At 71.7% G+C, this 15,962-nt stretch carries 11 protein-coding genes; 7 read left to right on the top strand and 4 right to left on the bottom strand.

Annotated features, from left to right (window positions below; genetic code table 11):
* Positions 1-55 precede the first annotated feature (55 nt).
* The 3 genes from ACFU6I_RS16950 to ACFU6I_RS16940 all read left to right on the top strand — a co-directional run bounded on the left by ACFU6I_RS16950 (position 56) and on the right by ACFU6I_RS16940 (position 5,825).
* Entirely contained in the window at positions 56-1,429 is a 1,374-nt protein-coding gene (locus ACFU6I_RS16950) for an SWIM zinc finger family protein (protein ID WP_384366786.1), read from the top strand.
* A complete protein-coding gene (locus ACFU6I_RS16945; protein ID WP_384366783.1) occupies positions 1,426-4,125 on the top strand; it encodes a DUF6493 family protein in 2,700 nt (899 codons plus the stop codon). The genes ACFU6I_RS16950 and ACFU6I_RS16945 overlap by 4 nt, the downstream gene beginning before the upstream one ends.
* A gap of 269 nt (positions 4,126-4,394) precedes the next feature.
* Entirely contained in the window at positions 4,395-5,825 is a 1,431-nt protein-coding gene (locus ACFU6I_RS16940; protein ID WP_384366932.1) for a GNAT family N-acetyltransferase, read from the top strand.
* On the opposite strand, the gene ACFU6I_RS16935 is transcribed toward ACFU6I_RS16940, so the two are convergent.
* On the bottom strand, positions 5,761-6,972 hold the full coding sequence (locus ACFU6I_RS16935) for a trans-sulfuration enzyme family protein (RefSeq protein ID WP_384366780.1): 1,212 nt from the start codon (positions 6,970-6,972) through the stop codon (positions 5,761-5,763). The two genes, ACFU6I_RS16940 and ACFU6I_RS16935, sit on opposite strands and share 65 nt — an antisense overlap.
* Before the next feature lie 59 nt (positions 6,973-7,031).
* On the opposite strand from ACFU6I_RS16935, the gene ACFU6I_RS16930 reads away from it, so the two are divergent.
* The 3 genes from ACFU6I_RS16930 to ACFU6I_RS16920 all read left to right on the top strand — a co-directional run bounded on the left by ACFU6I_RS16930 (position 7,032) and on the right by ACFU6I_RS16920 (position 10,348).
* Positions 7,032-7,538, top strand: a complete 507-nt coding sequence (locus tag ACFU6I_RS16930; RefSeq protein WP_384047761.1) for an Lrp/AsnC family transcriptional regulator — start codon at positions 7,032-7,034, stop codon at positions 7,536-7,538.
* A gap of 121 nt (positions 7,539-7,659) precedes the next feature.
* On the top strand, positions 7,660-9,345 hold the full coding sequence (locus ACFU6I_RS16925) for a DUF885 domain-containing protein (protein WP_384366778.1): 1,686 nt from the start codon (positions 7,660-7,662) through the stop codon (positions 9,343-9,345).
* A gap of 94 nt (positions 9,346-9,439) precedes the next feature.
* Positions 9,440-10,348 carry an ATP-grasp domain-containing protein gene (locus ACFU6I_RS16920; protein WP_384366775.1) on the top strand — a complete coding sequence of 303 codons (909 nt, stop codon included), beginning with the start codon at positions 9,440-9,442 and terminating at the stop codon, positions 10,346-10,348.
* Positions 10,349-10,466: 118 nt separating this feature from the next.
* Here the strand turns inward: ACFU6I_RS16920 and ACFU6I_RS16915 are convergent, their stop codons facing one another.
* Positions 10,467-10,961, bottom strand: a complete 495-nt coding sequence (locus ACFU6I_RS16915) for a rhodanese-like domain-containing protein (protein WP_384366772.1) — start codon at positions 10,959-10,961, stop codon at positions 10,467-10,469.
* Positions 10,962-11,049: 88 nt separating this feature from the next.
* Between ACFU6I_RS16915 and ACFU6I_RS16910 the strand changes: the two genes are divergently transcribed.
* The gene (locus tag ACFU6I_RS16910; protein WP_384366769.1) at positions 11,050-11,496 is read left to right on the top strand and encodes an Lrp/AsnC family transcriptional regulator; all 447 of its coding nucleotides are present in this window, start codon (positions 11,050-11,052) and stop codon (positions 11,494-11,496) included.
* On the opposite strand, the gene ACFU6I_RS16905 is transcribed toward ACFU6I_RS16910, so the two are convergent.
* Positions 11,486-14,572 (bottom strand): AAA family ATPase, encoded by a 3,087-nt coding sequence (locus ACFU6I_RS16905; protein WP_384366766.1) that lies wholly within the window; start codon positions 14,570-14,572, stop codon positions 11,486-11,488. The two genes, ACFU6I_RS16910 and ACFU6I_RS16905, sit on opposite strands and share 11 nt — an antisense overlap.
* Positions 14,569-15,735: an exonuclease SbcCD subunit D gene (locus ACFU6I_RS16900; RefSeq protein ID WP_384366763.1), complete on the bottom strand. Its 1,167-nt coding sequence runs from the start codon at positions 15,733-15,735 to the stop codon at positions 14,569-14,571. The genes ACFU6I_RS16905 and ACFU6I_RS16900 overlap by 4 nt, the downstream gene beginning before the upstream one ends.
* Positions 15,736-15,962 lie beyond the last annotated feature (227 nt).

The following is a 15,962-nucleotide window of genomic DNA, read 5'->3' as shown; positions in this document are numbered from 1 at the left end:
GGCCCCGGACAGTCGTCCGGGGCCGATTGTCAGTGGCGGGTTCTACGGTTTTTGCATGACCCGATCCGTACAGGCCCTGGCCTACTCCCGTCCTTCCGTTCTCGAGTCCTCCCAGGCCGGACAGTTGCTCGGCCTGGAGACCGCGGGCGGTCTGACGCCGCGGGGTGCCGAGCCCCATCCCCGGTTCTTCGCCGGCTTTCTCGCCTCGCCGCGGATCGCCGCCCGCGGGCTGCTGGCCGTGGCCGACGTGGCGTCCGCGCGCTACTACCAGCGGGCCCTGCCCTCCTCCCTCGACCCGGTGGTGACGGGGAACGGCGACCGGCTGCGCTTCGAGTCGTTCTCCGGCTGCTGCGGGGTGTATGCGCGCCTCGATGTGCTGCAGGACGGTCTGGACGGCGCACAGACAGGGCATGGCACAACGAATGTGGATGTCAACAACCCCCTGCGGGAGGCGCTTTCGCGGATAGCGGGAGACGATCCGCTGCATCTCCGGGTCGGTCCGGAGGAGATGGCGGTCACCACGCTGGACGGCCCGGTCGTCGAGAAGAAGGTGCCGCTGCCCGACCGTTGGCTGCGCGGGTTCGCCGAGGCGCAGGTGGTCTCCGCCGGTTTCGATCTGCGGGCGGAGCTGACCGCGCCGGAGGCGGTCCGGTTCCTGCGCGCGCTGCCGCGCTCGTCGGGAAACGCGTCGCGCGGCGCTCAGTGGGTCGTCCCCACCGGGAAGACCCTGCGACCGACCACGAGGCCGGTGGCCGGCGCAGTGTGCCTGCCCGGGCCGGAGCGGCTGGTGACGCTCCAGCGGGTACTGCGTCACGCGACGGCATTGCGGGTGTACGGGCCGGTGGCCGACGGCGCCGCGGCCGCGAGCGCCTGGGAGGTGGTACTGCCGGGGATGCGTCTGACGCTGACACTGTCGCCCGACGCCTCGCGCGGTTTCTCCGGTGAGGGCGGCGTGCTCGACGCGCTGGCCACCGACGATGCCGCGGCCGACGCCGAGCTGGTGTCCGTACTCCTCGCCTGGGAGCCGAGGATCGAACCGACTGACCTCGCCGAGCAGTCGGGGCTGTCGGTGGAGCGGGTACGGGCTGCCCTCACCCGGCTGGGCACGGCGGGCCGGGTGGGGTACGACCTCGCGGACGCGGCGTACTTCCACCGCGAGCTGCCGTACGACGCCGACCGGGCCGAGCGGCACAATCCGCGTCTGGTCGCCGCCCGTCAGCTGGCCGGCTCGGGCGCGGTAGCGCTGGACGGGGAGCTGGCTGCCGTCGCCTCGGGGGACCGCCGCTACCAGGTGAGGGAGAAGGACGGAGTGCTGAGCTGTACCTGCCAGTGGTGGGCGGACTACCGGGGGCGGCGGGGCCCCTGCAAGCACGCTCTCGCCGTCCGGATGGTCCGTCGGGGCGCACCGGTCGCCGGGGGTGTGCGATGAAGGAGCTGCTCACCGCGGTACGTGAGGGACGCAAGGAAGACGTGCCCGCACTTCTCCTGCCGCTGGACCGGGCGGAACGCCGGTCTGCGCTGGCGGAGTTGAAGACGATGCGCAAGGAGTCGCGGAGCTGGGAATGGCGCGAACGGGACAGGATCCAGAAGGCCCTGCTGATCGCCGGAGCGGGCTGTCACTCCGGAGCCGCCGGCTGCGCCACCTGGATCGGTGGCCGGGAGCTGCGCGACTGGACCCGCTCCCCGTACCCGCTGGTCCTCGACGTGCTCGCGGACCGTGATCCTGCCTGGCTCGGCGACCTCGCCCACCGGCTGGCCGCGCGGCCCACCGCCACCCGGATCGACTACGAGTTCGTCTCCGAACTGGTGAAGAGGGCACAGTGCACCGTGCCCACCACGGAGGGGTTCGTCGTCGGCTGGGCGGAGACGGTCTCCACCCTGCAGTGGCGGCGGAAGGGCGCGCCGCCGCTGATCGATGTCCTGCGTGCGGAGCCGCATCTCGCGGTGATGGTGCCACGGCTCTTCGAGACGACGGAGCTGCCCCCGCAGGTCATCTGGTACGGCGATCGGGAACCCGAATCCGCGGACAACTGGCCCTCAGTACTGGCCACTTCGGCGGATGAGGGGCTGCTGGAGCGGTCCGTGCTCGTCAACTGCTGCGTGACCCGGTTGCTCCGTGGCGGAAAGCCCGGCGATCTGCGGTTCTTCCTGACCGTGCTGCGTCGGCTCGCGCTGACGGAGCAGGAGGAGGCCGAGCGGGTCGCCGACTGGATCGGGATGGCCGCGGACGGCATCTCGACCGTCGCGGGCCATGCGCAGGATGTGCTGGCCCGGCTGGACCAGCGCGGTGGCCTGTCCGTGCGCGAGCTGGCGGACGTCTCGGGTTCGGTGCTGTTCCGGACCGAGAAAAAGCTGGTCCGGGCCCAGCTCGTGCTGCTCGGCAAGGCGCTGCGCCGCGACCCGTCGGCGGCCGAGGAACTGCTGCCGGTCGTCGCCGAGGCATTCGGTCACGAGGACATCGGCATCCAGGAGCGGGCGCTGAAGCTGGTGGCTCGGTACGCACCCCCTGTCGGCGACCCCATGCGCGAGGAACTCGCCATGTCCGCGGAGCTGTTGGGGCCGGTGCACCGGGCAGCGGCGGCGGAGGTGTTCGGGGATCTGCTGGACGCCCGGCCACCGGCCGAGCCGTACGAGGAGATACTGCCGCCGGTTCCTGCTCCGCGTCGGCTCGAACCTGCGCCGGAGACGACCGCCGAGCTCGTCGAGGAGGTGGTGGCACTGGTGCGATCCGGATCACGCGAGACGGTCGCCTTCGAGCGGGCGCTGGACGGACTGGTCCGCCATGCCCACACCGACCGTCCGGCGCTGGCGGATGCGCTGCGCGACGCTCTGGCGGACCGGTGGTGGCTCGACGACACATCGTCCCACGTCGAGCGGACGCTCAGCTCGGACACGGGCATCGAACTCGTCGTGGCCGTACTGCTCGAACGGGTCTCGGTGCGAGCCGTTCACGACGGGCGTGCCGGCTGGACCGGGACCGGCACCTGTGTCCATGCCGCGCTCGACGGAATCCTCCGGGCGCGGCTGTGGGAGGCCGCCCACTCGGTACTGATCGGCAGGTCGCCGTTCCTGCTGGCCACTCCGACATGGCACACCGGCTCGTTGGACCCGGCGGTGCTGGTCGAGCGGCTGCGTACGTATCAGCAGCTCGGGGTCGAACCCGGGGAAGCCGATTTCGCCCAGGCGCTGCTGCGCGTGCGGCGCAGCGGTCGGCGCGAGGCGGCGGAGGCTGCGGAGGCGGCCACCCTGCTCGGCACCGCGCAGGGTGACCGACTGGCTGCCTGGCTCCACGCGGACGAACCGGTCGCGCCTGTGCGGCAGCAGCATCTGGAGAACGAACAGCCGCCGTCGCGCAGCTGGTTGCGGGGATCGACTGACAGGACGCGACGCGTCCTGTTGGCCACCGAGGAAAGTCGGGTCATCCAGCAGGAGTTCCCGCGTTCCTTCCACTGGCTGGGCCGCCCGCACTTCCCGGACGGGCACCGGTGCTACCACTGGGGCGAGGAGCCCGGCTCCTGGCTCGCCACCCTGCCCGAGGACGGCGAGACGATGGCCGCCTGGATGCTGCCCGCCGTCGCCACCTGCGCGACCGAGGAGCTACGGGGTGCGGCCTGGCCGCTGCCCCGGCTCGCCGGGCTCGGCGGCCCGGCCGCCGCGGCCATCCATCTGGCCATCGCGTACGGGCTGGGCGCCCGCCATCCGGAGGACAGGTTGTCGGCGGTCGACGCCCTGCTGGTGCTCGCGGCCGAGGACAGGCTGGACACGGCGCTGCTCGGCCGGGAATTGGCGATTCTCGTCGACCGCGAGCTGGTGAAACCCAACCGCGTGGCGGAGTCCGCCCGTACGGCTGCCGCCACCGGCGCATACCGGACGGTGCTCACCGTGCTGACCGCCGCGCTGCCCCCGCTGCTGGCGTACGACCAGGCCCCGCGCGGGCTGAGCGATCTGCTGTCCGTGGCCGCCGAATGTGCGGAACGCTGCGGTGCGGTGGCGGCCGAACCGATACCCGGGCTGACGGCTCTGGCCGCGCGCGGCGGGACGTCGCAGTTGGTACGTCACGCGGCACGGCTGCAGGCGGCCTGGGAAAAGGGGGCAGGGACGACGGCCGACGACATCGTGCCGTAACGACCCGTTGCACGACAGCGAGCGTGCTCCCGGCGATCCACTCGCCATCGTGCACCCGGTCGTAACCCGCAGCGACGGGTCACGCCCCACCGTGACCCGTCCCGCCCTCGGAGCGCCCAGGCCCGCCGCAAACCCACAGCGGCCGCAATCATCCACGACAGCGATCAGCACAAACGGGCTATAGGGGACTAGATCCACACTTAACCCATCAGTCACAAGGCGTTCGTGATCAGGCAACACCGCTCCGTCACAGTGAGCCCATGACTGATGTGACATCCGCGAAGAGCGCCCGCCGCCCGCACCACTGGCGGCGGGACCTGATCGAGCTGGCCGCCCTCTTCACCGCCGTCGCGGTGGCCGACGCGATCGCCAACATGATCGGGCACCAGCCCGACGGACCGTATCTGCTGATCGCCTCGGCCCTGGCCCTCGTGGCGACGGCCGCGTTCCACACCTGGTGGGCACGGCGGCACAGTCACGCGCCGCCGCCGACCGCCGGCGACCGCAGCGTGGGCCTGTCCCACCACACGGTCACCGACAACGCGGCGGCCACCCCTGCCGCCGCACTCGTGACCACGCCCGCCGCCGGTCCGGCCCCGTCCGACGAGGACACGGTGCTGTGGCGGATGCGCACCACGGTCCGGGACGCCCCCGGCAGTCTCGCCGCGCTCTGCATCGCGCTCGCCCGGCACCGGATCGACATCCTCACTCTGCAGACGCATCCGCTGGCGCAGGGCACGGTCGACGAGTTCCTGCTGCGCGCCCCCGTCTCGTTCCAGGTCCGGCAGCTGAGCCGGGCGATCTCCGCAGCGGGCGGCATCTCCACCTGGATCGAGCGGGCCGACGCGCACGACCTGGTGGACGCGCCGACGCGGATCCTGGGACTCGCCACCCGCACCGCCCTGGACGCCGCTGAACTCCCGCTGGCGCTCCGCCAGTTGCTCGGGCGCTGCACCATCCACTCGCTGCCTGCCGTCTCGGTCACCGGTCGCGCGACCGGTGATGGCGCACCGGTCGAAGGAATGCTCGAGGAGACGGTGATGCGACTGCGCGACCCGTCCGGCGGTGCGATCACCATCGAGCGGCCCTATCTGCCGTTCACCCCGACCGAGTTCGCCCGGGCCCGCGCACTGGTGGAGTTCGACGCCCGGCTCGGCCCCCGCGTCCCGCGCAGCGAGCACGTGCTCACGCTCCCCGAGGGCAACGAGATCACCGTCCGCCGCGCGGACCAAAGCGACCTGGCAGCCGCCCGCGCCATGCACGACCGCTGCTCCGAGCAGACGCTGCGGCTGCGCTACCACGGTCCGGTCCGCGACGCCGACCGCTACCTGGACCACCTGCTGAGCCCCAGGTTCGGCCGCACCCTGGCCGTCCAGGCGGCCTCCGGCCGCCTGGTAGCCCTGGGACACCTCCTCTGGGACGGTGACGAGACCGAGGTGGCCCTCCTCGTCGAGGACGACTGGCAGCGCCGGGGCATCGGCTCGGAGCTCCTCGGCCGCCTGGTGACGCTCGCCGTCGAGGCCGGCTGCGAGAGCGTCTACGCCGTCACCCAGGCCTCCAACACCGGCATGGTCGCCGCCATGCGGTCCCTCGAACTTCCCCTCGACTACCAGATCGAGGAGGGCACGCTCGTCATCACCGCCCGGCTGGACGCGACTCCGGTACGCTCCCTGCCGCCGTACGAGCAGGCGGGTCGCTGAGCGCCTGACAGAGATCGGCCCACAGGTCCTCGACGTCCTCCAGGCCGACCGACATACGCAGCAGCCGGTCCCCGACACCGGCAGCCTGCCGGTCTCCCTCATCCACAATGCGGTGGCTGATGGAGGCCGGATGCTGGATCAGGGTGTCCACACTGCCGAGACTCACCGCAGGAGTGATGAGCCGTACGGCGGAGATCACCCGGTGCGGATCCCCGTACACCTCGAAGGAGACCATCGCCCCGCCCACCGCCGGGTAGTGGACCCTGGCGATGCGCGGGTCGGCGGCCAGCCTGCGGGACAGTTCGGCGGCGCTCGCGGAAGCGGCACGTACCCGTACCGGCAGGGTGGACAGACCCCGCAGCAGCAGATATCCGGCCATCGGATGCAGTACCCCGCCGGTGGCGAAGCGCACCTGTCGCAGCCGGGCCGCGAACTCCTCGTCGCAGGCGACGACGCCGCCCATCACATCGCCGTGCCCGCCCAGGTACTTGGTGGCGCTGTGCAGAACGATCCGCGCGCCGTGCTCGACGGGCCGCTGGAGGACCGGAGTGGCAAAGGTGTTGTCGACGAGCAGCGGAACCGACCCGCAGGAGTGCGCGAGCGCCCGGATGTCGACCTCGGCGAGCGTCGGGTTGGCCGGTGTCTCGACCACGACCAGACCGGTGTCCGGACGGATCGCCTCCGCGATGCCCGCCGGATCGGTCCAGGTGACTTCGGTGCCCAGCAGGCCGGCACCGAGAAGATGGTCGCTGCAGCCGTACAGCGGTCGGACAGCGATCACATGGCGCAGTCCCATGCTCGCGCGGGCCAGCAGAACCGCGGTGAGCGCCGCCATGCCGCTGGCGAACGACACAGCGCTCTCGGTCCCTTCGAGCCGGGCCAGAGCCGTTTCGAACCGGGCCGTGGTCGGGTTGTCGAGCCGGGCGTAGACGGGCGGCCCGTCGAGCCTGGCGCCGGTGGCGGCGAAGGTGTCGATCCGTTCCGCCTCTCCCCTGGAGTCGTACGAGGGGTAGGTGGTGGACAGATCGATCGGCGGGGCGTGCAGGCCGAGTGCAGCGAGGTCGTCGCGTCCGGCGTGCACGGCTTCGGTGGCCAGCGCCCTGGACCGGGGTGTCGTCGAGGGCCGCATCGAGGCTTCGGTGTCCATGACGCCACTCTGAACAGGTGCCGGGCCGCGCCGTCGAAACACCGTGCTACGTTCGGCGAATGGCTGATTCCGTCGTTCTGGACCCGGTGGACCTGCACATTCTGCGGCTGCTGCAGAACGATGCCCGGACCACGTACCGCGAGCTCGCCGCCGAGGTCGGGGTCGCACCGTCGACCTGCCTGGACCGGGTGGCCCGGCTGCGCCGCTCAGGCGTGATTCTCGGCCACCGGCTGCGTCTCGACCCGGCCAGGATCGGCCGTGGTCTGGAGGCGCTGCTCTCGGTGCAGGTCCGCCCGCACCGCAGGGAGCTCATCGGCCCGTTCGTCGAGCGGATCAGGGCGTTGCCGGAGTCCCGCGCGCTCTTCCATCTGACCGGCCCCGACGACTACCTGGTCCACGTGGCTGTTGCCGACACCGCGGATCTGCAGCGGCTGGTGCTCGACGAGTTCACCTCGCGGCGCGAAGTGGCCCGGGTGGAGACGCGGCTGATATTCCAGCAATGGGAGTGCGGGCCGCTGTTGCCGCCGGCCGCCACGGCGCCCGGAAGGACCGAAGAATCCGAATGACCGGTTCCGGCCGCCGCGGTCGGTGATCCGCGTCCACCACGTCGAACCGGAATGAACTGTGTCAGGTCCCTGAGGCCTATTGATAGTGACGCGGGCCCCCTGACCGTACGAAGATGTCCGCATGTCAGACACTTCGAACAGCGCGCTGCCCCGCCAGGTCGCCGACGCCTACGTCGACGCATTCATCGAACTCGACCCGATCTCAGGCACCTACCTCGGTGTAGCGGAAAGCTCCCGCCGTCTTCCCGACTTTTCCCCCGCCGGGCAGGAAGCCCTTGCCGAGCTCGCCCGCGCCACCCTGGTGAAGCTCGACGCCGCCGAGCAGCTCCCGGGCGCTGACAGCGACGCAGAGCGCCGCTGTGGCCGCCTGCTGCGGGAGCGGCTCACCGCGGAGATCGCTGTCCATGAGGCCGAGGAGGGCCTGCGAGCCGTCTCCAACCTGCACTCGCCGGCGCACAGCGTCCGTGAGGTGCTGACGGTGACGCCGACCGAGACCGATGAGGACTGGGCGGCGATCGTGGAGCGGCTGCTCGCGGTTCCCGGAGCCCTGGAGGGGTACCGCGCCTCGCTCGCGCTCGGCCTGGAGCGGAAGCTGTACGGCGGTCCGCGCGCCACCGCCACCTTCATCGGCCAGCTGACCGAGTGGGTCGGGCAGGACGGAACCGGGTTCTACCAGGGCTTCGTCGCCGCAGGCCCGGACGCGCTGCGCGCGGATCTGGACGACGCCGCGCGGCAGGCCACGGAGGCCACGCAGGCGCTGCGCGACTGGATGCGCGATGTGTACGCCCCCGCGGTCGAGGGTGCGCCCGACACGGTGGGCCGCGAGCGGTACGCCCGCTGGTCGCGTTACTTCAACGGTACCGATCTGGATCTCGACGAGGCATACGCGTACGGCTGGTCCGAGTATCACCGGCTGCTGGGCGAGATGAAGGCCGAGGCCGAGAAGGTGCTGCCCGGGGCCGGTCCCTGGGAGGCGCTGGCCCATCTCGATGTGCACGGCAAGCACATCGACGGTGTCGACGAGGTCCAGGCCTGGCTGCAGGGCCTGATGGACGAGGCGATCGAAGCCCTCGACGGCACGCACTTCGAACTCGCCGAGCGGGTACGGAAGGTGGAGTCCCGGATCGCACCGCCCGGCGGCGCCGCGGCCCCGTACTACACGGGTCCGTCCGAGGACTTCTCGCGCCCCGGCCGCACCTGGCTGCCCACCATGGGCGAGACCCGCTTCCCGGTGTACGACCTGGTCTCCACCTGGTACCACGAGGGTGTCCCGGGCCACCACCTGCAGATCGCCCAGTGGGCCCATGTAGCCGACAGTCTCTCCCGCTACCAGGCATCGATCGGCATCGTCAGCGCCAATGCCGAGGGCTGGGCGCTGTACGCGGAGCGCCTCATGGACGAGCTGGGCTTCCTGCCCGACGCGGAGCGCCGTCTCGGCTACCTGGACGCGCAGATGATGCGTGCCTGCCGGGTGATCGTGGACATCGGCATGCACGCGGAGATGGAGATCCCGGCGGACTCCCCCTTCCACCCCGGTGAGCGGTGGACACCCGAGCTGGCACAGGAGTTCTTCGGCAACCACAGCGGCCGGCCGGCGGACTTCGTGGAGAGCGAGCTGACCCGCTACCTGTCCATGCCGGGGCAGGCCATCGGTTACAAGCTGGGCGAGCGTGCCTGGCTGCTGGGCCGGGAGAACGCCCGCAAGGCACACGGCGACGCGTTCGACGCGAAGGCCTGGCACATGGCCGCGCTGTCGCAGGGGCCGCTGGGTCTGGACGATCTGGTCGACGAGCTGTCGAAGCTCTGATCCGGACGGTTTGCGACATGAAGGCGGCCGGGCCCGTTTCGGTACGGTGGGCCCGGCCGCTTCCCCGCCACCGGAAGAGAGCGGCGCAACGATCATGACGAGATTCCTGTTCTGCTCCGACCCGCTGCGTTCCACGCGTCCCGACGCACAGTTCGCCGGGGAAGCCGAAGCGGTACGGGAGTGCGGCGGCCGGGTCACGCTGCTCGACCATGACGCGCTGCTCGCCGGGGACGTCGAGGCTGCGCTCGCCCGGGTGGAGCGCGGCTCCGGACCGTACTGGTACCGGGGCTGGATGATTCCGGCGAGCCGGTACGGGGAGCTGGAGCGGGCGCTCAGGGCCCGTGGTTGCTCGCTGGTGACGGATACCTCCGCGTACCGCCGCGCGCATGAGCTGCCGGGCTGGTACGAGGTGTTCGCAGGGCTGACACCGCGCAGCGTGTGGCGTCCCGTGGCGGTGAACGGCAGCGCCTCCGGCAACGAGGCGCCGGTGGCGCTCGCGGCGTCGGCGGCCTTGGCGGCGTTGGCGGAACCACTCGGTGCGGGGCCCGGGATCGTCAAGGACTTCGTGAAGTCCCGCAAGCACGAGTGGCATGAGGCCTGCTATGTGCCGGAGTTGACGGACCGGGCACACCTCGCCTCGGTCGCCGGACGGTTCTGCGAGCTGCAGGGGGACTCGCTCGCCGGGGGTCTGGTGCTGCGCACGTACGAGCGGTTCGTACCGGGCGGTGAGGCTCGGGTGTGGTGGGTGGACGGCGAGCCGGTGCTGGTCACCGCCCACCCGGACACCCCGGACCGGTTGTTGTCGCCGGCGCTCGACCCCGTACGCCCCGCGGTGAAACAGCTCGGCTGCCACTGGGTCACGACCGATCTCGCGCTGCGCGACGACGGGGTGTGGCGGGTGGTGGAGGTCGGCGACGGCCAGGTCAGCGGCCTGCCCGCGGGGGCCGACGCCGCACCTCTGTTCACCGCCCTGATCGGGGAGGGTCCCCGTCGCAGCGCCTGAAGCCGCGCTCGACGTCGATGTCCTGCCCGGTGGTCGGCCCTCCTGCGGTGTCCGCCCGGCTTGCCGGACGGGTTTCCGACGCGCCACGCGGCCATGACGGTCCCGCCGCGTTCGCCCTTCAGCAGCCGCAGTCGTCGGAGTCGACCGGCGCGGTGAGCGCGTCCGCGGCGCGCCGCGCGCGTCCCTCCCAGGTCTCGAACTCGAAGCCCTCACGCACCCAGTACTCGAAGCCGCCGAGCATCTCCTTGACCCGGTAGCCGAGTTCGGCGAGTGCCAGCGCGGCTCGGGTGGCGCCGTTGCAGCCGGGGCCCCAGCAGTACGTGACCACGGGGACAGCCGGGTCCAGGAGATCCCGGGCCTGCTCGGCGATGAGCGCGGTGGGCAGGTGAATCGCACCGGGGACGTGTCCCTGGTCCCAGGAGGCGGTGGACCGGGAGTCGAGGACGACGAAGCCGGGGTCACCGTCGGCCGCGAGGGCGGCGGCGACATCGGAGACGTCGGCGTGAAAGGCGAGCGAGGCGCCGAAGTACGCGGCGGCCGCGGCCGGTGCGGCCGGCGGAACGCGGAGGACGGCGTTGGCGGCGGAGGCAGTGAGCTGTGAAGTCATGACCAAAAATCTACGACCGGTGACGCTTTGCCGGAAGACGAGATCCCCGGCACAACTCTTGATCTGCCGGGGATTTCCCTGTTATCTCTCGGATATGACCGACTATTCCCCGGACGCCACTGACTGGCGCCTCCTCGATGTCCTGCAGCGCGAGGGACGGGCGACCTTCGCCGAGCTGGCCCGCGCCGTCGCGATGTCCCCGAGCGCGGTGACGGAGCGGGTGCGCCGCCTCGAGGAGGTGGGAATCATCAGTGGGTACGCCGCCGTGGTGGACCCGGACGCGCTCGGACTGCCGATTCTCGCCCTCGTACGGCTGCGCTATCCGAACGGCAACTACAAGCCGTTCCACGATCTTCTCGACGCGACGCCCGAGATCGTGGAAGCCCACCATGTCACCGGCGACGACTGCTTCGTCCTCAAGGTGACCGCTCGCTCGATGAGCCACCTGGAGGAGGTCACGGGGAAGATCGGCACGCTCGGTTCCGTCACCACCAGCGTCGTCTACTCCTCGCCCCTCCCCCGACGGCCGATCAGCCGCTGACCCCGCCGGCCGTGCGGTGGAACACCGCCGATCCGTGCCGCTCCTTGACCACTTCGAGCTGGGCCGGGATCCGGCGGCGCAGATCGCCGACGTGGCTGACGATGCCGACGCTGCGGTCCCGCTCGCGCAGCGAGTCCAGTACGTCGAGGACCTCGTCCAGGGTCTGGTCGTCGAGGCTGCCGAACCCCTCGTCGATGAAGAGTGTGTCCAGCCGGACCCCTCCCGCCTCGTCGGTGACGACGTCGGCGAGACCGAGCGCCAGAGCCAGGGAGGCGAAGAACGTCTCGCCGCCCGAAAGCGTCGCCGTGTCGCGCTCACGGCCGGTCCAGGAGTCGACGACATGCAGCCCGAGGCCGGACCGGCGGCCTCCGGTGCGGGCGTCGGAGTGGACGAGCGTGTAGCGGCCCGATGACATCCGCTGCAGCCGTGCGGTGGCGGCGGCGGCGACCTGTTCGAGCCGGGCGGCAAGAACGTACGACTCCAGCCGCATCTTGCGTTCGTTGTCCGCGGAGGTGCCTGCGGTGAGCCCGGCCAGTCGGGCCACCCGGTCGTACTCGTCGCGCACCGGTCCCAGTGCGCGCACGTCCTGCGCCGCGCGGCGGGACAGCCGACCGAGTTCGGCGCAGCGCTCCCGGGCGGCGGCGAGCGTTGCGGCGGCGTTCCGCAGCCGCCCCTCGGCCGCGTCGTACGCGGCCTGTGCGGCGTCGGGGTCGGCCTCCGGGTGCTCGGCGGCGGCGCGGGTCTCGGGCTCGGCGAGCCGTTCGGCGACGGCTGCGGCCTCGGCCTGCCAGCCATCGATGCGGTGCTGGATATCGCGGTGCTCGGCGTCCGTGAGCAGGGTCGCAGCGGCAGCCTCGGGCGTGTCGAACCCGGCCCGGAAGGCGACGTCCGCGAGCCGGCCGTCGGCCTCCTTGCTGCGCCGCGCCGCGAGCTCCTCGGCGCGCACCGCCTCGGCGGCGTCGGCGAGCAGAACCACCCGGCGCTCCAACAGGGCGGCGTGCTCGGCGACACTGCCGGATTCGCCGCGAGCCGCCGTCAACTCGGCTTCCAGTCCAGCCTGTTCCCGATCGAGCCCTTCCCGCCGCGAGATCCGGGCGGCGGAGCGGCGCTCGGCCCGCTGCCGCGCTTCGAGCCTCTCGGCCTGCTCCCGTTCGGCGACCGCGAGGGCCTCGCGTGCGGCATGCATTCCGGCAGCAGTACGGTGCGCATGGGCGTGCTCGGCAGCCAACTCGGCTACCAGCGCCTCGAGTTCGGCAACGGCGGGTTCAGCAGCATGGGGCCCGTCATCGGCAGTCCCGGCGGCTCCGCGGTCAGAGGCATCATCGGCAGCGGCCCCCACCACGGGCAGCGCCGCGGCACGCGCCATCGCGTGCTTCTCCCGTACGACTCCGAGCTCCCGATCCGCCTCCGTACGCGCCTGCTCGGCCCGCCGGTACACGGCGAGAGCCGCTTCCTCGGCCGCCCGGTCGACATGCCCGTCCGCTGCCCGTGCGGGCTGAGGGTGGTCGCCCGACCCGCAGACCTTGCAGGCCTCGCCGTCGACGAGTTCCGCCGCGAGCTCGGCGGCGATGTCGCGCAGCCGCTGCTCGCGCAGCTCAAGCCACCTTTCGTGTGCGCCCAGGGCGCGTTCGCGGGCCGCCGCCAGCCGGTCGGCCGCATCCGTCGCCTCGGCCGCGAGCGCGTCGCGGCGACGGGCCGCGTCCAGGCGGCGGCGGGACGGCTCCAGCCGCCCCGCAAGGTGTTCGGCCCGGGTCGCAAACTCCTGTGCCGTCTCGATGCGTTCGTGCAGCTCGTGGCGGGTGGACTCCCAGCCCGTCAGCCAGCCTTCCGCTTCCTGGATCAGTTCGTCGTCGGCGCGGGCCTGGCGTTCCAGTTCGGCTCGCTCGGTGCCGATCTCCGCGCTGCGCCGCTCGGCACGACGCGCGGCATCGAGTCCGCCGAGCTCCTGCCGGAGCCTGCGTTCCAGGGTTGCCAACTGCTCGGCACCCGCGTCGACAAGGGTGTCGGGCAGCTGGGCGCGGGCGCCCTCATGGGCCACCCGGGCAGTCCGGTAGGCGCGTTCGGCGTCATCGCGCAACTCCAATGCGGGGGCGACGAGTTGAGCCTTGCGCGCTCGTTCGAGCCGCTCGCGCTGTCGGTCCCGCTCGGGGCGGCGGGCTTCGAGCTCACGGGCGCGACGCCGCGTCTCCTCGTACCGCTGCTGGAGTCTGGCGAGTTCGCGTGCGGTGTCGAGCTCGCGGCGGGCGAAGGCCTGCCTGCCCTCGGCGGCGGAGAGTACGGACTCGGCGATGTCGAGCCGTTCCCGGGCGTTGCTGCGGGCCACCGCAGCCCACCCCAGTACACCGTCCGCGAGTCCCGGATCGCCGGGCCGGGCGTCCGGCAGGGGCAGTTCACCGGCAGCAGGTCCGGCGGCCTGGGCGATCCGCTGGGCGATCCCGAGGATCTGCTCGTCCCCGGCCTTGACCTGCGTCTCGGTGGTACGGCGCAGTTCGGTGAGCCGTTCCTCGACGGCCGCGAAGCGGCGGGTGTCGAAGAGTCTGCCGAGCAGTTTGCCGCGAGCTTCGGCATCGGCGCGCAGGAAGCGCGCGAAGTCTCCCTGCGGCAGCAACACCACCTGGCAGAACTGGTCCCGGCTCATCCCGACGAGCTGGGTGATCTCCTCGCCGATCTCCTGGTGCGAGCGGCTGAGCGCCCGCCAGCCGTGCTCGGGGTCGTACTCGCGCAGCCAGCTCTGCGCCTTCTCGGTGGTGAAGCCCTCACCCTTCTTCTTGGGGCGGGGCTGGGCCGGGCGCCGGGTGATCTCCAGGTGCCGTCCGCCGACGGTCAGCTCCAGCCGGACCTCGGTGGGGAGGCCGGCCGGGGCGTGATCGCTGCGCAGTGAGGTGCCGGGACTCTGGCGGGCTCCGGGCACCGCGCCGTACAGCCCGTAGCAGACGGCGTCGAGGACGGAGGTCTTCCCCGCTCCGGTGGGCCCGTGCAGCAGGAAAAGTCCTGCGGCGGAGAGCGCGTCGAAGTCGACCTCCTGGGAGGCGCCGAACGGGCCGAAGGCGGTGAGGGTGAGCCGGTGGAGTCTCAACGGTTCACCTCGCGCACGCCGTCGTCCACCCGTACGTGATCGAAGGCGCCGCGGAGCACCGTGCGCTCCTGCTCGTCCGCCCCGTTCCCGCCCCGGACATGCGCCACGAAGTCCTCCGCGATCTGCTGGTCGTCGCGCCCTCTGAGGCGCTGTGCGTACGAGGCGAGCGGGTCCTCGGGGGCCCGCTCGGGTTCGAATACGAGGCTCAGGGTGTGCGGAAACCTGTCCAGGAGGCGGGCCATCGGCTCGTCCGGACGGACCGGGTCGGTGAGGGTCGCCTCCACCCATGCCTCCTCGTGCCGGGCCAGCGCGGGATCTTCGAGCAGGGTATCCAGGCGGCCGCGGAGGCGGGCGAGCGGTCGGGGCACCGGGCAGTCGATCCGCTCGGCGTCGATCGTTCCGGTGGCCCCGAGGTCGATCAGCCACATGGTCTTGCGGTGGGCGACCTCGGAGAAGGAGTACGCGAGGGGTGAGCCGGAGTAGCGCACCCGGTCGGTGACGGCCTGGGAACCGTGCAAATGGCCGAGCGCCGTGTAGTCGACGCCGTCGAAGACGCCGGCAGGTACGGCGGCCACACCGCCGATGGTGATGTCGCGCTCGCTGTCGCTGGGTTCGCCGCCCGCGACGAAGGCGTGGGCGAGGACCACGGAGCGGGTGGATTCCGGCCGGGTGGCGAGGTCGGCGCGGACCCGGTCCATGGCGGCGGTCAGCACCGCTTCGTGTCCGGCCCGCTCAGCCTTCAACACGTCCTTGACGAGGGCCGGTTCCAGGTAGGGCAGCCCGTAGAACGCCACATCGCCGTGCTCGTCGTGCAGGACAACGGGGGTGGCGCACTCCGCCGGGTCGGTACGCAGATGGATACCGGCCCGTCCGATCAGTCCTGCGCCGACGCCAAGCCTGCGGGCCGAGTCGTGGTTCCCGGAGATCATCACCGTGGGTACGCCCGCGGCGGCGAGCCGGTGCAGGGCCCGGTCGAAGAGCTCGACGGCGGAGAGCGGGGGCACGGCTCTGTCGTAGACATCACCCGCGACGACGACGGCGTCGACCTCGCACTCACCGACGGTCGCCACCAGATGATCGAGGTAGGCGGCCTGTGCCTCCAGCAGCGAGACCCGGTGGAACGACCGCCCCAGGTGCCAGTCCGATGTGTGCAGAATCCTCAAGACCTGGCTCCGACCTGCATGTTTCTCTTCCTTCGCACCCAGCGTCCGCGCCTGTCGTGCCCGGGAGCCGCACCTGACCGGCGCGGGAGCCCACGGTCGGCACCGACCACGCTAACGCCGCTGCGCCCCTGATCCCTCACGAACCTGCTTCCTCACAACTCACAGTCTCCCATCGCCACGCATCGCCTCCGACGTGTTCGGCGAAGAAGATCGATCAGCGTTCCGAT

It is taken from the genome of Streptomyces sp. NPDC057486 (assembly GCF_042802415.1).
GTDB lineage: Bacteria > Actinomycetota > Actinomycetes > Streptomycetales > Streptomycetaceae > Streptomyces > Streptomyces yanii.
The sequence above is the reverse complement of the archived record's forward strand: the minus strand, read 5'-3'. Positions and strand labels throughout refer to the sequence as shown.

What these genes read in the sequence shown, in the direction of transcription:
- ACFU6I_RS16950 (WP_384366786.1), top strand. Translation starts at nt 56, where the DNA reads ATGACCCGATCCGTACAGGCCCTGGCCTACTCCCGTCCTTCCGTTCTC.
- ACFU6I_RS16945 (WP_384366783.1), top strand. Translation starts at nt 1,426, where the DNA reads ATGAAGGAGCTGCTCACCGCGGTACGTGAGGGACGCAAGGAAGACGTG.
- ACFU6I_RS16935 (WP_384366780.1), bottom strand. Translation starts at nt 6,972, where the DNA reads ATGGACACCGAAGCCTCGATGCGGCCCTCGACGACACCCCGGTCCAGG.
- ACFU6I_RS16930 (WP_384047761.1), top strand. Translation starts at nt 7,032, where the DNA reads ATGGCTGATTCCGTCGTTCTGGACCCGGTGGACCTGCACATTCTGCGG.
- ACFU6I_RS16925 (WP_384366778.1), top strand. Translation starts at nt 7,660, where the DNA reads ATGTCAGACACTTCGAACAGCGCGCTGCCCCGCCAGGTCGCCGACGCC.
- ACFU6I_RS16920 (WP_384366775.1), top strand. Translation starts at nt 9,440, where the DNA reads ATGACGAGATTCCTGTTCTGCTCCGACCCGCTGCGTTCCACGCGTCCC.
- ACFU6I_RS16910 (WP_384366769.1), top strand. Translation starts at nt 11,050, where the DNA reads ATGACCGACTATTCCCCGGACGCCACTGACTGGCGCCTCCTCGATGTC.